At 55.7% G+C, this 17,441-nt stretch carries 13 protein-coding genes and 2 pseudogenes; 10 read left to right on the top strand and 5 right to left on the bottom strand.

The features are described from left to right. Nucleotides 1-3: 3 nt before the first annotated feature. From cyoA to AC6I8M_RS14410, 3 genes are all read right to left on the bottom strand, one after another. Nucleotides 4-927: a cytochrome o ubiquinol oxidase subunit II gene (gene cyoA, locus AC6I8M_RS14420; RefSeq protein ID WP_010616832.1), complete on the bottom strand. Its 924-nt coding sequence runs from the start codon at nucleotides 925-927 to the stop codon at nucleotides 4-6. Between the two features lie 438 nt (nucleotides 928-1,365). After that, nucleotides 1,366-2,853, bottom strand: coding sequence for a muropeptide MFS transporter AmpG (gene ampG / locus AC6I8M_RS14415; RefSeq protein ID WP_010616833.1), 1,488 nt, complete (start codon nucleotides 2,851-2,853; stop codon nucleotides 1,366-1,368). A 55-nt stretch (nucleotides 2,854-2,908) separates the two neighbouring features. Then, nucleotides 2,909-3,487 carry a lipoprotein gene (locus AC6I8M_RS14410; RefSeq protein ID WP_010616834.1) on the bottom strand — a complete coding sequence of 193 codons (579 nt, stop codon included), beginning with the start codon at nucleotides 3,485-3,487 and terminating at the stop codon, nucleotides 2,909-2,911. A gap of 268 nt (nucleotides 3,488-3,755) precedes the next feature. Between AC6I8M_RS14410 and bolA the strand changes: the two genes are divergently transcribed. From bolA to AC6I8M_RS14365, 9 genes and pseudogenes are all read left to right on the top strand, one after another. Next, nucleotides 3,756-4,070 carry a transcriptional regulator BolA gene (gene bolA, locus AC6I8M_RS14405; protein ID WP_010616835.1) on the top strand — a complete coding sequence of 105 codons (315 nt, stop codon included), beginning with the start codon at nucleotides 3,756-3,758 and terminating at the stop codon, nucleotides 4,068-4,070. Between the two features lie 303 nt (nucleotides 4,071-4,373). After that, on the top strand, nucleotides 4,374-5,678 hold the full coding sequence (gene tig, locus AC6I8M_RS14400; RefSeq protein WP_022549331.1) for a trigger factor: 1,305 nt from the start codon (nucleotides 4,374-4,376) through the stop codon (nucleotides 5,676-5,678). A 336-nt stretch (nucleotides 5,679-6,014) separates the two neighbouring features. Further along, nucleotides 6,015-6,638, top strand: coding sequence for an ATP-dependent Clp endopeptidase proteolytic subunit ClpP (clpP, locus tag AC6I8M_RS14395; protein WP_010616837.1), 624 nt, complete (start codon nucleotides 6,015-6,017; stop codon nucleotides 6,636-6,638). A 127-nt stretch (nucleotides 6,639-6,765) separates the two neighbouring features. Next, nucleotides 6,766-8,037 carry an ATP-dependent protease ATP-binding subunit ClpX gene (gene clpX, locus AC6I8M_RS14390; protein ID WP_498013473.1) on the top strand — a complete coding sequence of 424 codons (1,272 nt, stop codon included), beginning with the start codon at nucleotides 6,766-6,768 and terminating at the stop codon, nucleotides 8,035-8,037. A gap of 189 nt (nucleotides 8,038-8,226) precedes the next feature. After that, on the top strand, nucleotides 8,227-10,581 hold the full coding sequence (lon, locus tag AC6I8M_RS14385) for an endopeptidase La (RefSeq protein ID WP_010616839.1): 2,355 nt from the start codon (nucleotides 8,227-8,229) through the stop codon (nucleotides 10,579-10,581). A 212-nt stretch (nucleotides 10,582-10,793) separates the two neighbouring features. Then, nucleotides 10,794-11,066, top strand: coding sequence for a nucleoid-associated protein HU-beta (hupB, locus tag AC6I8M_RS14380; RefSeq protein ID WP_010616840.1), 273 nt, complete (start codon nucleotides 10,794-10,796; stop codon nucleotides 11,064-11,066). A 237-nt stretch (nucleotides 11,067-11,303) separates the two neighbouring features. After that, a pseudogene (ppiD, locus tag AC6I8M_RS14375) lies at nucleotides 11,304-13,073 on the top strand (peptidylprolyl isomerase). Between the two features lie 139 nt (nucleotides 13,074-13,212). Continuing rightward, on the top strand, nucleotides 13,213-13,536 hold the full coding sequence (locus tag AC6I8M_RS14370; protein WP_498013472.1) for a ComEA family DNA-binding protein: 324 nt from the start codon (nucleotides 13,213-13,215) through the stop codon (nucleotides 13,534-13,536). A gap of 101 nt (nucleotides 13,537-13,637) precedes the next feature. Next, nucleotides 13,638-14,045 (top strand): acyl-CoA thioesterase, encoded by a 408-nt coding sequence (locus AC6I8M_RS14365; protein ID WP_010616842.1) that lies wholly within the window; start codon nucleotides 13,638-13,640, stop codon nucleotides 14,043-14,045. A 59-nt stretch (nucleotides 14,046-14,104) separates the two neighbouring features. Here the strand turns inward: AC6I8M_RS14365 and queC are convergent, their stop codons facing one another. Together queC and AC6I8M_RS14355 are read right to left on the bottom strand one after the other, a co-directional pair. Continuing rightward, complete coding sequence (queC, locus tag AC6I8M_RS14360) at nucleotides 14,105-14,800, bottom strand: 7-cyano-7-deazaguanine synthase QueC (RefSeq protein WP_010616843.1); 696 nt, start codon at nucleotides 14,798-14,800, stop codon at nucleotides 14,105-14,107. 26 nt (nucleotides 14,801-14,826) lie between these two features. Next, a pseudogene (locus AC6I8M_RS14355) lies at nucleotides 14,827-16,465 on the bottom strand (SgrR family transcriptional regulator). A gap of 128 nt (nucleotides 16,466-16,593) precedes the next feature. Between AC6I8M_RS14355 and cof the strand changes: the two are divergent. Beyond that, nucleotides 16,594-17,415 (top strand): HMP-PP phosphatase, encoded by an 822-nt coding sequence (cof, locus tag AC6I8M_RS14350; RefSeq protein WP_498013471.1) that lies wholly within the window; start codon nucleotides 16,594-16,596, stop codon nucleotides 17,413-17,415. The last annotated feature ends 26 nt before the right edge of the window (nucleotides 17,416-17,441 follow it).

Below are 17,441 nucleotides of genomic sequence, written 5' to 3'. Positions count from 1 at the left end.
GTATTATTCCTCGGCTCCCGCAGCTGCGGCGTGATTCATGTCCATGCCTTCGTGCGACATGTCCATTTTCCCGTGGCTTATCATGAACTTATCAATAACCTGCTTGATCAGTTCCGGATTCGCAGTTGAGAAATATTCCACCGGGTGATTTTCGCTTGGCGCAGCCAGTTTTTCGAAATCATTCATGGTGGTCAGCGTGTTCGGTGCCGCTTTAACTTTGGCAACCCACAGCTGGAATTCCGCATCGTCTTTGGTGGCAATGGCTTTGAACTTCATGCCAGAGAAACCGCGACCGCTGAAGTTAGCAGAGATACCGTCGAACGTACCTGGCTCGTTGGCGATCAGGTGCAGTTTGGTCTGCATACCCGCCATGGCGTAGATCTGGCTGCCGAGCGTAGGAATAAAGAAGGAGTTCATGACGGAGTTCGAGGTGATCTTGAAGTTCACCGGAGTATTTGCCGGGAAGGCAATCTGGTTGACGGTTGCAACACCCTGTTCCGGGTAGATGAACAGCCATTTCCAGTCCAGTGCCACTACGTCGATCTCCACCGGTTTCACGTCAGAGGCCAGCGGTTTGCTCGGCTCCAGCGCGTGGGTTGATTTCCAGGTCAGCACGCCGAGGAAGAGAATTATCAGGATCGGAATGGTCCAGACCACGGCTTCCACTTTGTTAGAGTGTGACCAGTTAGGGCTATACTTCGCGTTGGTATTGGTTGCCCGATATTTCCAAGCGAACACAACAGCCATTAAGACTGCCGGAATAACGACAATCATCATCAAGCCGAAAGCTGTCAGAATCAGTGAACGTTGCTCCAGTGCAATCTGTCCCTTGGGATTTAACAACGCACTATCGCAGCCGCTGAGTAATACAGCGCCTGCAATTAATGACAAAATCCTCAAACTTTTATTGTATTTCCTGAGTCTCATTTAACGACCTCAATGACAAAGGGCTCTATTGTCGTTTAAGTGTGCGCGCATTTTACGGGAAGGTTTATGCAGTGTAAACCAGCTTAAGGATGTGTCAGAAGGCTGTTGACACCTTTTGCTAAGGGTGTCACAGATGTTGCGCAGGGTGACAAATTATTAACTGCGACAAGCAGTTGGCGGCAATATAACAAAAACCAATGACATTAACCGCAGAGAAAACAGGGAAAGCATAAACCGGAGTTTTAGCACTCAATTTATTTAACAATTCTGCATCATTTTGGCGATGAAATTTCTACAAATTAATTGCGCACCGGATTTAAATATTACGCAAGTTTGTTAATTTAATGTTTCTATTTCGCGTTAAAAAAATGCTATCGCTTAAAATTCGCCGGGGGCTATTTTTAAGCGATTTATCCCCATCTGGCAAATAGCGCAGCGTTAATGTGCACGATTTGACGCTGTTTTTCTTAATGCCAGCCAGTCCAGCATCACGCCGAGCAACACCGCCAGCAGCGCCAGCGCCATTCCTGCCTCAAACAGATGGGTTGGCAGCGTCGCGCTGTGCCAGATATCCGCCGCACGCAGTGCCAGTGTCAGCAGCCAGAGCGCCAGCAGCGTGCAGCCCGCCGCGAACAGGCGTACCGTCCAGCGATAACCCTGTGGCCACAGGCTGTGCTTAATGAATTCACCGCTGTGCTGCATTGCCTGCAGCGTGCCGCGACACGCCCACAGCAGCAGCAGGCCCGGTACTGCAGCCACCACGGTAAAGGCGTAAAATACCGGCCAGCCCCACAGTTCGACCAGCCAGCCAGCCGCCGGACCGACATACACGCGTCCAACCGCTGACAGCGCTGACAGCAACGCGAACTGCGTGGCCGAGAACGATTTGTTGCACAGCGTCATCAGCAACGCCACAAAGGCGGCGGTGCCCATGCCGCCGCACAGGTTTTCGATAAATACCGCGCTGGCCATGCTCCACAGATGCGGTGGCGTTACCGCCAGCAGCCAGTATGCGAAATTAGACACCGCCTGCAGCACGCCGAAGATCATTAGCGCGCGGAACAGGCTCAGGCGCTGCATCAGTACACCGCCGTACAGCGCACCGATAATGGTCGCCAGCAGGCCGAGCGTTTTGTTCACCAGACCGACATCACCGGCGCTGAAGCCCACGCCGCGAATCAGGAAGGTGGTGGTGAGCGAAGCGGCGAACGTGTCGCCCAGCTTGTAGAGAATGATTAAGGTGATCAGCAGCCAGGCATTGTTGCGCTGAAAGAAATCCTTCAGCGGAAACGCGACGGCCTGACGCAGCGAGTGCGGCTCGCGCACCGGCGCCTCAGGTTCACGCGCCAGCAGCGTGGCGATCAGTCCGGGCACCATCAGCAGCGCCATCAGCCAGTAGGTGGCCTGCCAGCCGAGATAGCGATCCGCCAGCCACAACGCCAGGCCGCCGGAAATCAGCATCGCCAGCCGGTAACCGAGCACGGTAATCGCCGCGCCACTGCCGCGCTCTTCCGGCGGCAGCACATCGGTTTTCCACGCATCAAACACGATATCCTGCGAGGCTGAGCAGAAGGTCACCAGCACCGCCAGCGCCGCCAGCAGGGTAAGGTCGCGTGACGGCTGCATAAAGCCCATCGCCACAATGCCAGCAATCAGCGCTAATTGCGTGACCAGCAGCCAGCCGCGCCGCCGGCCAAGAAAGGGCGAGGTATATCGATCCATCATCGGCGACCACAGGAACTTAAACACGTAAGCCTGACCGACGAGGGAGAAGAAACCAATGGTTTTCAGGTCGACATTCTCTACCGTCATCCACGCCTGTAGCGTACCGGCGGTCAGCGCCAGCGGCAGACCGGAAGCGAAACCGAGCAGCAGCAGGACCGCAGCGTTACGTTGGGTAAAAATACGCAGATAGTGAGACGTCATAGCCAGCCTGAAATGAAGCCCGGTCAGCGGGGACCGGGCAGGTTACTGCGGAAAATTAACGCGCGTTTTGCTTGATGAAGTTATTGATGCTGGTGTCCTGCGCCATATCGGCAATCACGTCGCTCAGGGTAGAGTTAACCGCGTTGGTGACCTTATCGTTAGTGGCGCTGAAGGCACCCTCTACGCTGTAAGTCTGACGGTAGTTTTTCACCTGCTTGTTGCCGTTTTTCGCGGTAGCGATAATAGAGATATCCGCTTTGGTGGTGATGCTGTAACGCATGTTGCCCTGCGTGACATCGGCATAGAGACCATTAACCACGATCTGCAGATCCACCGCGCCGTTCGGGCCAATCATGTAGCCGCGCGAGGTCATCTGCTTCTCGAGCACTTCCTGCAGCAGGAAACGCAGGTCGCGTGACGGGGTCAGGGTGATCAGCTGGCCGTCGCGGTTCACTTTGGCCAGCGCCTGATCGCTGCGCTGATCGGCACCGTTAACGCTGACGGTAACGCCCATCAGGCTCGGATCCTGCTGTGGCAGCTGGATTTTTGGCTGGATGTTCAGCGTGGTGTTATTGCTGGCGCAGCCGGCCAAAATAAAGGCAGCCAGCAGAGGGAATAACAGTTTTTTCAACATACTCATTCTCGTTAGCATATGGGTTGGTTTGCAAAACTGCGGCCATCATAGCATTGCGGCACGGCGAAAAAAGCCCCGCACTAGGGGAAATTGATTGTAAAGGATTTTTTCGGACAGCCGGACGGGGTAACCGGTTGACCGCCAGCCTGATCAGGCTAAGATGCGCAGCGAAGCTGGATTTTTTTCCTGCCCGAGTGCGGGAAAGGTAAAAAACCTACTAATATTTAAACAGATGGGGCACAGCGCTCGCCGTAGAGGAGTGTTAACAATGATTCGCGAACAAATAGAAGAAAAGCTGCGTAACGCTTTTGAGCCTGCACATCTCGAAGTGCATGACGAAAGCTATCGTCATAACGTGCCTGCCGGTTCTGAAAGTCACTTCAAAGTGGTGATTGTCAGCGACCTTTTCACTGGACAGCGCTTTCTGCAGCGTCACCGCGCCATTTATGGCGAGCTGGCGACCGAGCTGGCAGGCAGCGTCCATGCGCTGGCGCTGTATACCTACACCCGCAAAGAGTGGGATGGACTGCAGGATACCGTACTCGCCTCACCGAACTGTCGCGGTGCCGGTACGCTGGCCTGAGTTTTCCTCTTCAGCTTCCTCCAAAACGGCCTGCGGGCCGTTTTTTCTTACCTCAATGATGCACAAACGCGATCTGCGGCGCAAAAAAGCAGCAAAACCGTTAAAAAGTGGTGAGTTTGCAGCCTCGACTCATTTCGGGGATGCCGCTATAATACGGCGTCTATTTTTCCGGAATGTCTTCGGGACGCTTCTGGTGACAGGGATTAGGTTCTGCCTGCAGAGGCCGTCCCGGTTGTTGGATACGGCGTATTAATTGTGTGGTGTCTGAAGTTGACCGAGCACGTGATTTTTTGAGGTAACAAGATGACAGTTTCAGTAGAAACCACTCAGGGTCTGGGCCGTCGCATTTCGATTACTGTTCCTAAGGACAGCATCGAAAGCGCAGTGAAGAAAGAACTGGTGGAAGTGGCTAAGAAAGTCCGTATCGACGGTTTCCGTAAAGGCAAAGTGCCGGCTACCATCATTAATCAGCGCTACGGTGCCTCTGTTCGTCAGGACGTCCTGAGCGAGCTGATGACGCGTAACTTCGTTGACGCCATCATCAAAGAGAAGATCAACCCAGCTGGCGCACCGAACTACGTGCCGGGTGAGTATAAAGAAGGTGAAGATTTCACCTATGCGGTTGAGTTCGAAGTGTATCCGGAAGTTGAGCTGAAAGGCCTGGATGCAATCGAAGTCGAAAAACCGGTGGTTGAAGTGACCGACGCTGACGTCGACACCATGCTGGAAACCCTGCAGAAGCAGCAGGCGACCTGGAAAGAGACCGATGCAGCTGCGTCAGCAGAAGATCGCGCTACCATCGATTTCACCGGCTCTGTAGACGGCGAAGAGTTCGAAGGCGGCAAAGCGTCTGACTTCGTGCTGGCGATGGTTCAGGGTCGTATGATCCTAGGCTTCGAAGAAGGCATCACTGGCAAGAAAGCCGGCGACACCTTCAACATCGACGTGAAATTCCCTGATGACTACCACGCGGAAAACCTGAAAGGCAAAGACGCGAAGTTCAACATCGTGCTGAAGAAAGTGGAAACCCGCGAACTGCCAGAGCTGACCGCTGAATTCATTAAGCGTTTCGGTGTGGAAGATGGCTCCATCGAAGGTCTACGCGCTGAAGTGCGTAAGAACATGGAGCGCGAACTGAAAGGCGCTATCCGTAACCGCGTGAAGACTCAGGCGATTGACGGTCTGGTTAACGCGAACGAAATCGACGTGCCAGTTGCACTGATCGACAGCGAAATCGACGTTCTGCGTCGTCAGGCAGCACAGCGTTTCGGCGGCAACGAGAAGCAGGCGCTGGAACTGCCACGTGAACTGTTCGAAGAGCAGGCAAAACGTCGCGTTGTGGTCGGTCTGCTGCTGGGCGAAGTGATTCGCATCAACGAACTGAAAGCCGATGAAGATCGCGTTAAAGCGCTGATCGAAGAGATGGCTTCTGCGTTCGAAGATCCGCAGGAAGTGATCGAGTTCTACAGCAAAAACAGCGAGCTGATGAACAACATGCGCAACGTTGCGCTGGAAGAGCAGGCGGTTGAAGCGGTACTGGCGAAAGCCAAAGTTACTGACAAAGCCACTAACTTCCAAGAGCTGATGAACCAGACCTCTGCGGCCTGATTCGTGAGTTAACCCTGAGTGCTAAAGCCCGCGACCGCTATGTCGCGGGCTTTTTCGTTTCTGGCGGAAATCAACCACATTTGTGCGCTATTTGACTAATTAATCGGCAAATTCTTCGCTAAGCTGTTTTTCCGTGTTAGCGAATGGGGAAAAGGTTGTTATGCTTGAAACAACTGGGCTGCATCCCCAGATACAGGGAGAATGCGTGAAAACAGTAAGACTGGCTGATTAACCGTCCTGTTATGTCGGAACGAGACCGCTGCGTATAGTTTTCGCCGCGCGCCTCGCGTAAAATCGGTACAGAATGTTGCCAATGAAATTTATCAGGAGACGGTAATGTCATACAGTGGCGATCGTGAATTTACTGCACCAACCAATGCGCTGGTGCCAATGGTGGTCGAACAAACCTCGCGCGGCGAGCGTTCTTACGACATCTACTCCCGCCTGCTTAAAGAGCGCGTGATCTTCCTGACCGGTCAGGTTGAGGATCACATGGCGAACCTGATTGTGGCGCAGATGCTGTTTCTGGAAGCTGAGAATCCTGAAAAAGACATTTACCTCTACATTAACTCGCCAGGTGGTGTGATTACCGCCGGTATGTCGATTTATGACACAATGAAGTTCATCAAGCCGGACGTGAGCACCATCTGTATGGGCCAGGCCTGTTCGATGGGCGCATTCCTGCTGACGGCGGGGACTAAAGGCAAGCGCTTCTGTCTGCCAAACTCACGCGTGATGATCCACCAGCCGCTGGGCGGTTATCAGGGCCAGGCGACCGACATTGAGATCCACGCGCGTGAAATCCTAAAAGTGAAGCAGCGTATGAATGAGCTGATGGCGGAACATACCGGCAAATCGCTGGAGCAGATTGAACGCGACACCGAGCGCGATCGTTTCCTCTCTGCCAGCGAAGCGGTAGAGTATGGCCTGGTCGACTCCATCCTGACGCATCGCCAATAAGACACATCTGTCTGCCCCTTACGCTATAGTTAACGGGTGCAGACAGGTGAGTTGCATGCATATCGGCCGTTGCTGTGCGGCCATTGCCGTACACCAATTAGGTCTGAGAACGAAAAGAGGTTAGCTGATGATAGATAAGCGCAAAGACGGTTCAGGTAAGTTGCTGTACTGCTCTTTCTGCGGCAAAAGCCAGCATGAAGTCCGTAAGCTGATTGCCGGGCCGTCAGTGTATATTTGCGACGAGTGTGTCTATCTGTGTAAAGACATCATTCGCGAAGAGATTAAAGAAGTGGCCCCGCACCGCGAGCGCAGCGCGCTCCCGACGCCGCATGAGATCCGCCATCACCTTGACGATTATGTTATCGGTCAGGAGAAGGCGAAAAAAGTGCTGGCGGTGGCGGTCTACAACCACTACAAACGTCTGCGTAACGGCGATACCAGCAACGGGATTGAACTGGGTAAAAGTAACATTTTGCTGATCGGTCCAACCGGTAGCGGTAAGACCCTGCTGGCGGAAACGCTGGCGCGCCTGCTGGATGTGCCTTTCACCATGGCGGATGCCACCACGCTGACCGAAGCCGGTTATGTGGGCGAGGATGTGGAAAACATCATCCAGAAACTGCTGCAGAAGTGCGATTACGACGTACAGAAAGCGCAGCGCGGCATTGTGTACATCGATGAAATCGATAAGATTTCCCGTAAATCAGACAACCCGTCTATCACTCGTGATGTGTCAGGTGAGGGCGTACAGCAGGCGCTGCTGAAACTGATTGAAGGCACGGTGGCTGCCGTGCCGCCGCAGGGTGGACGTAAGCATCCGCAGCAGGAGTTTCTGCAGGTCGACACCTCGAAAATCCTGTTTATCTGTGGCGGTGCGTTTGCCGGCCTCGATAAAGTGATTTCACAGCGTGTTGAAACCGGCTCCGGTATTGGCTTTGGCGCGACCGTCAAAGGTAAATCGCAGAAAGCCAGCGAAGGCGAATTGCTGTCACAGGTTGAGCCGGAAGATCTGATCAAATTTGGTCTGATTCCGGAGTTCATTGGTCGTCTGCCGGTGGTGGCGACGCTCAACGAACTGAGCGAAGAAGCGCTGATCCAGATCCTGCGTGAACCAAAAAACGCGCTGACCAAGCAGTATCAGGCGCTGTTTAACCTTGAAGGCGTGGAACTGGAGTTTCGTGATGAAGCGCTGACGGCGATTGCGAAGAAAGCGAACTCGCGTAAAACCGGGGCACGTGGTCTGCGTTCTATCGTAGAAGCGGCGCTGCTCGAAACCATGTACGACCTGCCATCAATGGAAGGCGTAGAGAAAGTGGTGATCGATGAGTCAGTGATCGAGGGGCAATCTGACCCGATGCTGATTTACGGTAAGCATGAAGCCCAAGCTTCTGGCGAATAAATAATCAATTACACCACGTTGTTATCTTAAAAAAGGGGAAAATGTTTCCCCTTTTATTTTTCTCACCTCTGTGACATTGAATGTCGTGCAAGCATCCCCATATACTCATAATCCTGTGGGTCTAACTGCATACAGCGTGTATCACGCGGTTCCCATCACCTGGCGGACATTAAACTAAGAGAGAGCTCTATGAATCCTGAGCGTTCTGAACGCATTGAAATCCCCGTGTTGCCGTTGCGCGACATGGTGGTTTATCCGCACATGGTAATTCCGTTGTTTGTTGGTCGGGAAAAATCGATCCGTTGTCTCGAAGCGGCGATGGATCATGACAAGAAGATCATGCTGGTTGCCCAGAAAGAGGCTTCAACGGATGAACCTGGTATTAACGATCTCTTCGCGGTAGGGACCGTTGCTTCCGTACTGCAGATGCTGAAACTGCCAGACGGCACCGTTAAGGTGCTGGTGGAAGGTCTTCAGCGCGCACACATCACCACTTTAGCGGACAATGGCGACCACTTTGTTGCCCAGGCCGAATACCTGATCTCGCCGGAAATTGAAGAGCGCGAGCAGGAAGTGCTGGTGCGTACCGCCATCAATCAGTTTGAAGGCTACATCAAGCTGAACAAAAAAATCCCGCCGGAGGTGCTGACCTCACTTAACAGCATCGACGACGCGGCGCGTCTCGCCGACACCGTAGCGGCGCACATGCCGCTTAAGCTGGCTGACAAACAGTCAGTGCTGGAGATGTCCGACATCAATGAGCGTCTGGAATATCTCATGGCTATGATGGAATCGGAAATCGATCTGCTGCAGGTTGAGAAGCGTATTCGCAACCGCGTTAAAAAGCAGATGGAGAAAAGCCAGCGCGAGTACTATCTGAATGAGCAAATGAAAGCGATTCAGAAAGAGCTGGGCGAGATGGATGATGCGCCGGATGAATACGAAGCGCTGAAACGCAAGATCGACGCGGCGAAAATGCCGGCCGAGGCGCGCGAGAAGGCCGAAGCCGAACTGCAGAAGCTGAAGATGATGTCACCGATGTCAGCGGAAGCCACCGTGGTGCGCGGCTACATCGACTGGATGGTGCAGGTGCCGTGGAACGCGCGCAGCAAGGTGAAGAAAAACCTGCGAAAAGCCCAGGAGACGCTGGATACCGACCATTACGGTCTGGAGCGCGTGAAAGACCGCATCCTTGAGTATCTTGCGGTGCAGAGTCGCGTCAGCAAAATTAAAGGGCCGATTCTGTGTCTGGTCGGACCGCCGGGCGTGGGTAAAACCTCGCTGGGACAGTCAATCGCCAAAGCCACCGGCCGTAAATATGTGCGTATGGCGCTGGGCGGTGTGCGTGACGAAGCGGAAATCCGCGGCCACCGTCGTACCTATATCGGGTCGATGCCGGGCAAACTGATCCAGAAAATGGCCAAAGTCGGCGTGAAAAACCCGCTGTTCCTGCTGGATGAGATCGACAAAATGTCATCCGACATGCGCGGCGATCCGGCCTCGGCGCTGCTGGAAGTGCTGGATCCGGAGCAGAACATTGCGTTCAACGATCACTATCTGGAAGTGGATTATGATCTGTCAGATGTGATGTTTGTGGCAACCTCTAACTCCATGAACATTCCGGCTCCGCTGCTGGATCGTATGGAAGTGATTCGTCTCTCCGGCTACACCGAAGATGAGAAGCTCAACATCGCTAAACAGCACCTGCTACCGAAGCAGATCGAGCGTAATGCGCTGAAAGAGAAAGAGATCAGCGTTGACGACAGCGCCATTATCGGCATCATCCGCTATTACACCCGTGAAGCGGGCGTGCGTAGCCTGGAGCGCGAACTCTCCAAGCTGTGCCGTAAAGCGGTGAAAGCACTGCTGATGGACAAAGCGAAAAAGAGCATCAAAATCACCGGTGAAAACCTTAAGGATTTCCTGGGGGTGCAGCGCTTTGACTACGGCCGTGCCGACAGCGAAAACCGTGTTGGTCAGGTCACCGGCCTGGCGTGGACCGAAGTGGGCGGCGATCTGCTCACCATCGAAACCGCCTGCGTTCTGGGTAAAGGCAAGCTGGCCTATACCGGCTCACTCGGTGAGGTGATGCAGGAGTCAATCCAGGCGGCGCTGACGGTAGTACGCGCCCGTGCGGAGAAACTCGGCATCAACGGTGACTTCTACGAGAAGCGTGACATCCACGTGCACGTACCGGAAGGGGCGACGCCGAAAGATGGTCCGAGCGCCGGTATCGCGATGTGTACCGCGCTGGTTTCCTGTCTGACCGGTAACCCGGTGCGTTCGGACGTGGCGATGACCGGCGAGATCACGCTGCGCGGTCAGGTGCTGCCGATTGGCGGTCTGAAAGATAAGCTGCTGGCGGCGCATCGCGGCGGCATCAAAACCGTGCTGATCCCGGACGAAAACAAGCGCGATCTGGAAGAGATTCCACAGAACGTGATTGCGGATCTGTCGATCCATCCGGTGAAGCGTATTGAAGATGTGCTGAGTCTGGCGCTGGAAAATGCCCCGTACGGGATGCAGGTTGCCACGGCAAAATAGTGATTAGCGACAAAAAGCGCTAAAAAACGAAGCTGGCAGGCCAAATCGGGCTTGCCAGCTTTTTTTGTGCCGCTAATTTAGGGGGGCTGCTGGATCGACGATTAAGATGAATACCGTTGTTTCAACTCCACAGGCTTGATATAACTGGCTGCGCGTTCGCACCGGGCGGGAAGCGCGGGTGCGAGTGAATAATAAAAGAGGGGATGAAGAGAGTGAATAAGTCACAGTTGATCGACAAAATTGCTGCAGACGCTGACATTTCTAAAGCGGCAGCTGGACGTGTATTAGATGCATTCATGGGCTCCGTTTCTGACGCGCTGAAAGACGGTGACGAAGTGGCACTGGTCGGTTTCGGTACCTTCTCTGTACGCGAGCGTGCTGCCCGCACCGGCCGTAACCCACAAACCGGTAAAGAAATCACCATCCCGGCTGGTAAAGTACCGGGCTTCCGTTCAGGTAAAGCACTGAAAGACGCCGTCAATTAATGACCGCTGACCTGTCCATCGAAGCATTTTCTTCCATGGATTGAGGACGAAAAAGGCGTTCTCATGTAACATACGGGCACATCATTTTTGATGTGCCTTTTTTTATCTTGATGCGCGACTTTAGCCGCTGGCTTCAGTCTCCGCATGGTTGCCAGCTGCCAGCCTGAACCGCAGCTGCACGATGATGACATCGTGTCAGAGCCTTACATCCACACTACAGCGGAGTGTTGTCATACCATAATGGACAATTTACGCGCGGCGTCGAACCATCTCGTGCTCAAGATTATTCTGGGATTGATCATCCTGTCATTCGTACTGACCGGGGTGGGCAACTACCTGATTGGCGGTAACAGCGATTACACTGCCAAAGTGAACGGCCATGAAATTAGCCGCGGTGAGCTGGAACAGGCGTTTAACAACGAGCGCAACCGTCAGCAGCAGATGCGCCAGCAGGCGCTGTCGCAGCTGATCGATCAGGCGCTGCTCGATCAGTACATCAAAGATCTGCACATTGGCATCAGCGACGATCAGGTGAAGCAGGCTATTTTCAATCAGCAGGCTTTCCAGACCAACGGTAAGTTCGACAACGCGAAATACAACGCTCTGATCGCCAGCATGGGCTTCAGTGCCGATCAGTACGCCGAAGCGCTGCGCAAGCAGCTGGCGACGCAGCAGCTGATTAACGCCATCGCCAATACCGACTTCATGCTGAAGGGTGAAACCAGCAAGCTGGTTGATCTGGTCTCGCAGCAGCGCGAGATTCGTCAGGCGGTGATTGACGTTAATGCGCTGGCCGCGAAACAAACCGCCAGCGACGACGAAATCAATCAGTACTACCAGCAGCATCAGAGCAGCTTTATGGCACCTGAGCAGTTCCGCGTCACCTACATCAAAATGGATGCGGCCAGCCTGCAGGAGAATGCCAGCGAAGCCGATATTCAGAGCTGGTACGATCAGCACAAAGCCGACTATTCACAGCCGCAGCGTAACCGTTACAGCATCATTCAGACCAAAACCGAAGCCGATGCGAACGCGGTGCTGGATGCGCTGAAAAAGGGCGAGGATTTCGCCACGCTGGCGAAGAGCAAATCCATCGACCCAATCTCTGCGAGTAAAAGCGGCGACATGGGCTGGCTGGAGCCGAACACCACGCCGGATGAGCTGAAAAACGCCAACCTGACGCAAAAAGGTCAGCTGTCTGGCGTGATCAAGTCCTCAGTGGGTTTCTTGGTGGTGCGTCTGGACGATATCCAGCCAGAGCAGGTTAAACCGGCTGGCGGAAGTGCACGATGCGGTGGCGGATAAAGTGAAGCAGGAAAAAGCCGTCGACGCCTTCTATAAGATGCAGCAGAAGGTGAGCGAAGCCGCCAGCAACGACAACGAATCCTTGGCGGGCGCCGCACAGGCATCTGGCCTGAAAGTGGTGGATACGGGCTGGATCACCCGCGATAACGTGCCGGCCGATCTCGATTTCGATGCGGTTAAACAGGCGATCTTCAACGGTGGCCTGATCGGTCAGAACGGCGCGCCGGGCAACAACTCTGACATCATCAGCGTCGATGGTGATCGGGCGTTTGTGTTGCGCATCAGCGAGCACAAACCGGAAGCGGTTAAACCGCTGGATCAGGTCAAAGCGCAGATTGCCGACAGCCTGAAGCATGACAAAGCGACGCAGCAGGCCAAAGCGCAGGCAGGCTGACCGAGCTGAAAGAGGGCAAACAGGACGCGCTGCAGGCGGCTGGCCTGACGCTGAGCGCCAGCAAAACCGTTGATCGCAACGCGCAGGATCCGGTGGCTCAGGCCGCATTCAACCTGCCACAGCCAGCGGATAACAAGCCGTCGTGGGGTGTCAGCGAAGATATGCAGGGCAACATGCCGCAGGCGCAGATCGACGAAATGGTGAAAGGCGTGACGCAAAACAACGCGCAGATTGCCTTTGAAGCGCTGCTGGAAAACCTGCGTAAAGAGGCGAAGATTAAGTACGGCGCCGCCGCACAAAACCAGTAAGCCTCACAAAAAAAGGTAAACTGCTGCAATACTAAAAGGCCGCTTCTGCGGCCTTTTCCATTTCTAATCATCGCCTTTTGAGTGGGTTTCTCACTTGTGCCACCCTGCAGTGGCTGTCAAACACAAGGAGAAACACAGCATGGTTAAATCAACATTTCGTGCCTTTTGCATCACGCTGGCGCTGGGCGGCGCGCTCTGGACCAGCGGACTGGCGGCGGCGGAAAGCCCCAGTGAAACGCAGGCGACGCAGGTGTCCATACCGCCGCAGGAGCAGGTCAGCATCAATCAGGCCACGGCCGAGCAGCTGGCCGCCGCCATGAACGGTATTGGACTGAAAAAAGCGCAGGCGATTGTCAGCTATCGTGAGCAGTACGGGCCCTTCAGCGCCATCGAGCAGCTGAAAGAAGTACCGGGTATTGGCAGTGCGCTGGTGGAGCGGAACAGCGCGCGGCTGAAATTGTGAAGCGGCTCGCGACTCTGAAGGATTGCTAAAGCGGTCCATCAGGCTGTGCTATGGACAATAGGTCCAACCAGTTGTCATTCACAGCCTGAACAGGAGCAATCATGCAAACCACCATCAAAGTGCGCGGCTATTATCTTGACGTCTATCAGCATGTGAACAATGCGCGCTACCTGGAGTTTCTGGAAGAGGCGCGCTGGCAGTGGCTGGAAGATGCCGATGCCTTTCACTGGCTGCTGGAGCAGCAGCTGGCGTTTGTGGTGGTGAATATCAACATTAACTATCGTCGTCCGGCGGTGCTGGGCGACGTGCTGCACATTGAGATCGAGGTCTCGCAGCTCAACGGCAAAAGCGGCATTATTTTACAGCGGGTGGTGCTGGCGGGTGATAACACGCTGGTGGCGGATGCGGCGCTGACCTTCGTCTGCATCGATTTGCGCACACAAAAAACCGTGCCGCTGGAAGGGGAGTTACGTGAACGCCTGGCGGCGCTGATGACCGCGCCTTCCTGAGCTGGCATGCCCTGACAGCACGCCAGCCCGCAGCGCGGCCGCAATCAGCGCGGCCGCAATCAACGCAGGCCGCTTTTCTGTTTCATCGCCGCCATCACGCTGGCAGCATTGGCCCGGTAATCGGCCAAGCCGCGCGCGCGCAGGTGGCAGGCCGCGCACTCACCACAGCCGTCGCCTTTAACGCCGTTGTAGCAGGTTAGCGTCTCCGAGCGGACCAGCGGCAGCTGCTGCCAGTAGTCCGCCAGCGCCCAGGTTTCCGCTTTGTTCAGCCACATCAGCGGCGTTTCAAAACGCACTTCGCGCGCCATGCCGAGACTGACGGCGTTGTTCAGCGCTTTGACAAACTCGTCACGGCAATCCGGGTAGCCGGAAAAATCGGTTTCACACACGCCGGTGATCACCGCTTCGGCTTCCACCTGATAAGCATAAATTGAGGCCAGCGTCAGAAACAGGATGTTACGCCCCGGTACGAAGGTGCTGGGCAGCCCGCTGGCCTGCGGATTATAGGCTGGCACCGGAATGCTATCGCGCGTCAGGCTGCTGACCGCCAGTTCATTGAGCAGCGTCACGTCCAGCACTTTGTGCGCCCGCGCGCCCAGCTGATGCGCCAGCTGCGCGGCGACGCTGATCTCTTCGCGATGGCGCTGACCATAATCAAAGGTCACGCAGTGCACTTCATCATACTGCTGCAGCGCCTGAATCAGACAGGTGGTGGAGTCTTGTCCGCCACTGAATACGACAACGGCTCGTTTCATGTTTTCTTCCCCATAAATCAGTGCGCCTATGGTACTGGCTCTGGCGCGGGCTGAACAGCACCGCCTGCGGCAGGCGGCGGGATCCAGGCGCGGGTGAAATCGAACCAGCCCATGCTGTTAAGCTGAATACCTTCGACGCCTGGCGGGGTAAACACCTGGTAGCGATAGTTAAACAGCGGCAGCAGATGGCCGTCGCGCATCAGCTGCTGAAACAGTTGATGAATCGCGGCGCTGCGCAGTGCCGGGCTGGCCTGACGGGCGATAGCGTGCAGCGGTTGCCAGGCCGCATCATTTTCCAGCCAGTTCACTAGGGTAAACTGCGGCGCATCACCAATCAGACGGTCGCCCATGATGATGTCGGCGTCACTCAGATCGATGTCGTCGCGCCAGCTTTTGACGTCGTGAAATACGCAGGTGAGGGTACGGCCCTGTGCCGCCAGCAGCGGAACCAGCGCCTAGGCCATGACGTGCAGTTCGATGGGCAGATGATAATGCAGCGTCAGCGTTGCGGGCAGTGCGCCATCCGGGCGGTGCGGGGCGGGCAGCAGCTCTGCGGTTGGCGTAATTAAGCCTTCATCCAGCGGCAGCTGCTGAATGACGCCGCTGTGCTGAATCAGCGCGAGCAGCGTTTTGGCCTGCGCCTGGCTGAAGCGAGCCGAGAAACGCGGCGCCAGATAACAGAAACCGAGACTGATGCTGCGATCCACCGGCCGCAGCGTGTCCAGCTCGTCGGGATCGCCAATGGAGATCTGCACCGGATGGCGACAGCTGGTGCCCAGCCCGCGATCGAACAGCTGCGGCGTAATCCAGTATTCCACCATCTGAATCAGCGGACGCTGATGGTGCCAGCGCGCATGGCTCTCCAGCCGCACCAGCTCGCGGGTAAAGTGGGTCAGGCGCCACGGTCCGCTGCCGGTATCGGCATGTTCCGGATGCGGCAGCAGGCAAAACTGATGCGCCAGCCGCTGCGGCAGCCAGTAATCGCTGGTGCGCAGCCGGATACGCAGTGCCAGCGGATGTGGCGCATCGATGTGTTCCACCGCCGCCAGCAGGCGGCCGCCCTGCGGCGTCTGCATGATACGCAGCAGCTGCTGGACCAGCTGTGCCGCCTGCACCGGTTCGTCGTTGTGCCAGCTGAGCTGTGGCCGCAGCCAGAAATACCATTCGCGGCCCTGCGCATCGTGCTGCCAGTGATGTGCAAGATCGCCCTCGACATCATCCGCGTTAAAGCGCGTCATGCCGGAAAAAATCTGGCGTACCAGATGCTGCTCGGCGCGTCCGGTGAGCTGCAGCGGATCCAGCGCCTCCATCGCGCGATAATAGGGAATGCGCAGCACCGGCGCCTGATTCTGCCACTGGCCGCCCATCAGTGGGCGCAGCATTTTCACCAGCCGTTCAGGCGCGATATCTAGCACCTGCAGCGCCTGTACCGCTTCACCGGCTGCTCAGCTGCTGGCTGAGCAACTGCTGACGCAGCTGTTCGGGAGAGAGCAGAAAGCGCAGTTCGCCTTGTTTACCGCGTCCCGCCGCACCGTGCCACTGCAGCCAGCCCGCCTGCTGCCACTGCAGCAGCAGGGTACGCACGTGGCGCTCGCTGCAAAAGCAGTGCTGCGCCATGGCCGCAACGCTGATGCGCTGCGCTTTGCCCTGGCTAAGCTGCCACAGGCGCTAAAACTGATTAACCCGATGAAGCTGTCGCATGATTAAACCCGGAACAGTTTTTAGAAAGTATTCACTATTAGTTCCGTAATTACCAGGCGATAGTGAACCCTCATTCAGACTGGAGAGGGCCTATGGCCCGCCTCGCGGCATTTGATATGGACGGTACACTGCTGCTGCCTACCCACCGTTTAGGTGCGGAGACGCTGCAGAGCCTCAACGCCTTACACCAGCGTGGCGTTACACTGGCGTTTGCCACGGGGCGTCACCTGCTGGATATGCAGGCAGTACGCCAGCAGATCACCTTGCCCGCCTGGCTGATCACCGGTAACGGCACGCGCATTCACGATGTCGAGGACAGGCAACTGTACGGCTGTGATTTAGCGCCGTCGGTGGCGGAAGAAGTGTTGCACAGTCACTGGCAAACCCCTGCGTCAATTCACATCTTCAATGACGAAGGCTGGTTTACCGATAAACCGCTCCCGGGATTGCTGGAAGCGCACGCGATGAGCGGGTTCCACTATCAGCTGCGTGATTTGCGCCGCATGCCGGCACATGAAGTCACCAAGATCTGCTTCATCGCGCCGTATGAGATGCTGCTGGCGCTGAAGGTTGAACTGCAACAGGCGCTCGGCGATCGCGCCAGCCTGTGCTTCTCCGCCAGGGAGTGTCTGGAAGTTTTGCCGGTGGATTGCCACAAAGGCGCCGCGCTGGCGCGGCTGTGCCAGCATCTGTCGCTGTCGCTGGCGGATTGCATGGCATTTGGCGATGCGATGAACGACCGCGAAATGCTGGAGCGCGTCGGGCGCGGTTTTATCATGGGCAACGCCATGAATCAGCTGAAAACCTCGCTGCCCCATTTACCGATTATTGGCCATTGCGAGACACAGGCGGCGTCTCACTACTTAAATCACTGGATGACCACACCACACCTCGATTATTCCCCTGAATGCTGAGGCTTACAGTGAACCGGACAGGATGT

The sequence above is a fragment of the Type-A symbiont of Plautia stali genome (genome assembly GCF_059731155.1).
The sequence above is the reverse complement of the archived record's forward strand: the minus strand, read 5'-3'. Positions and strand labels throughout refer to the sequence as shown.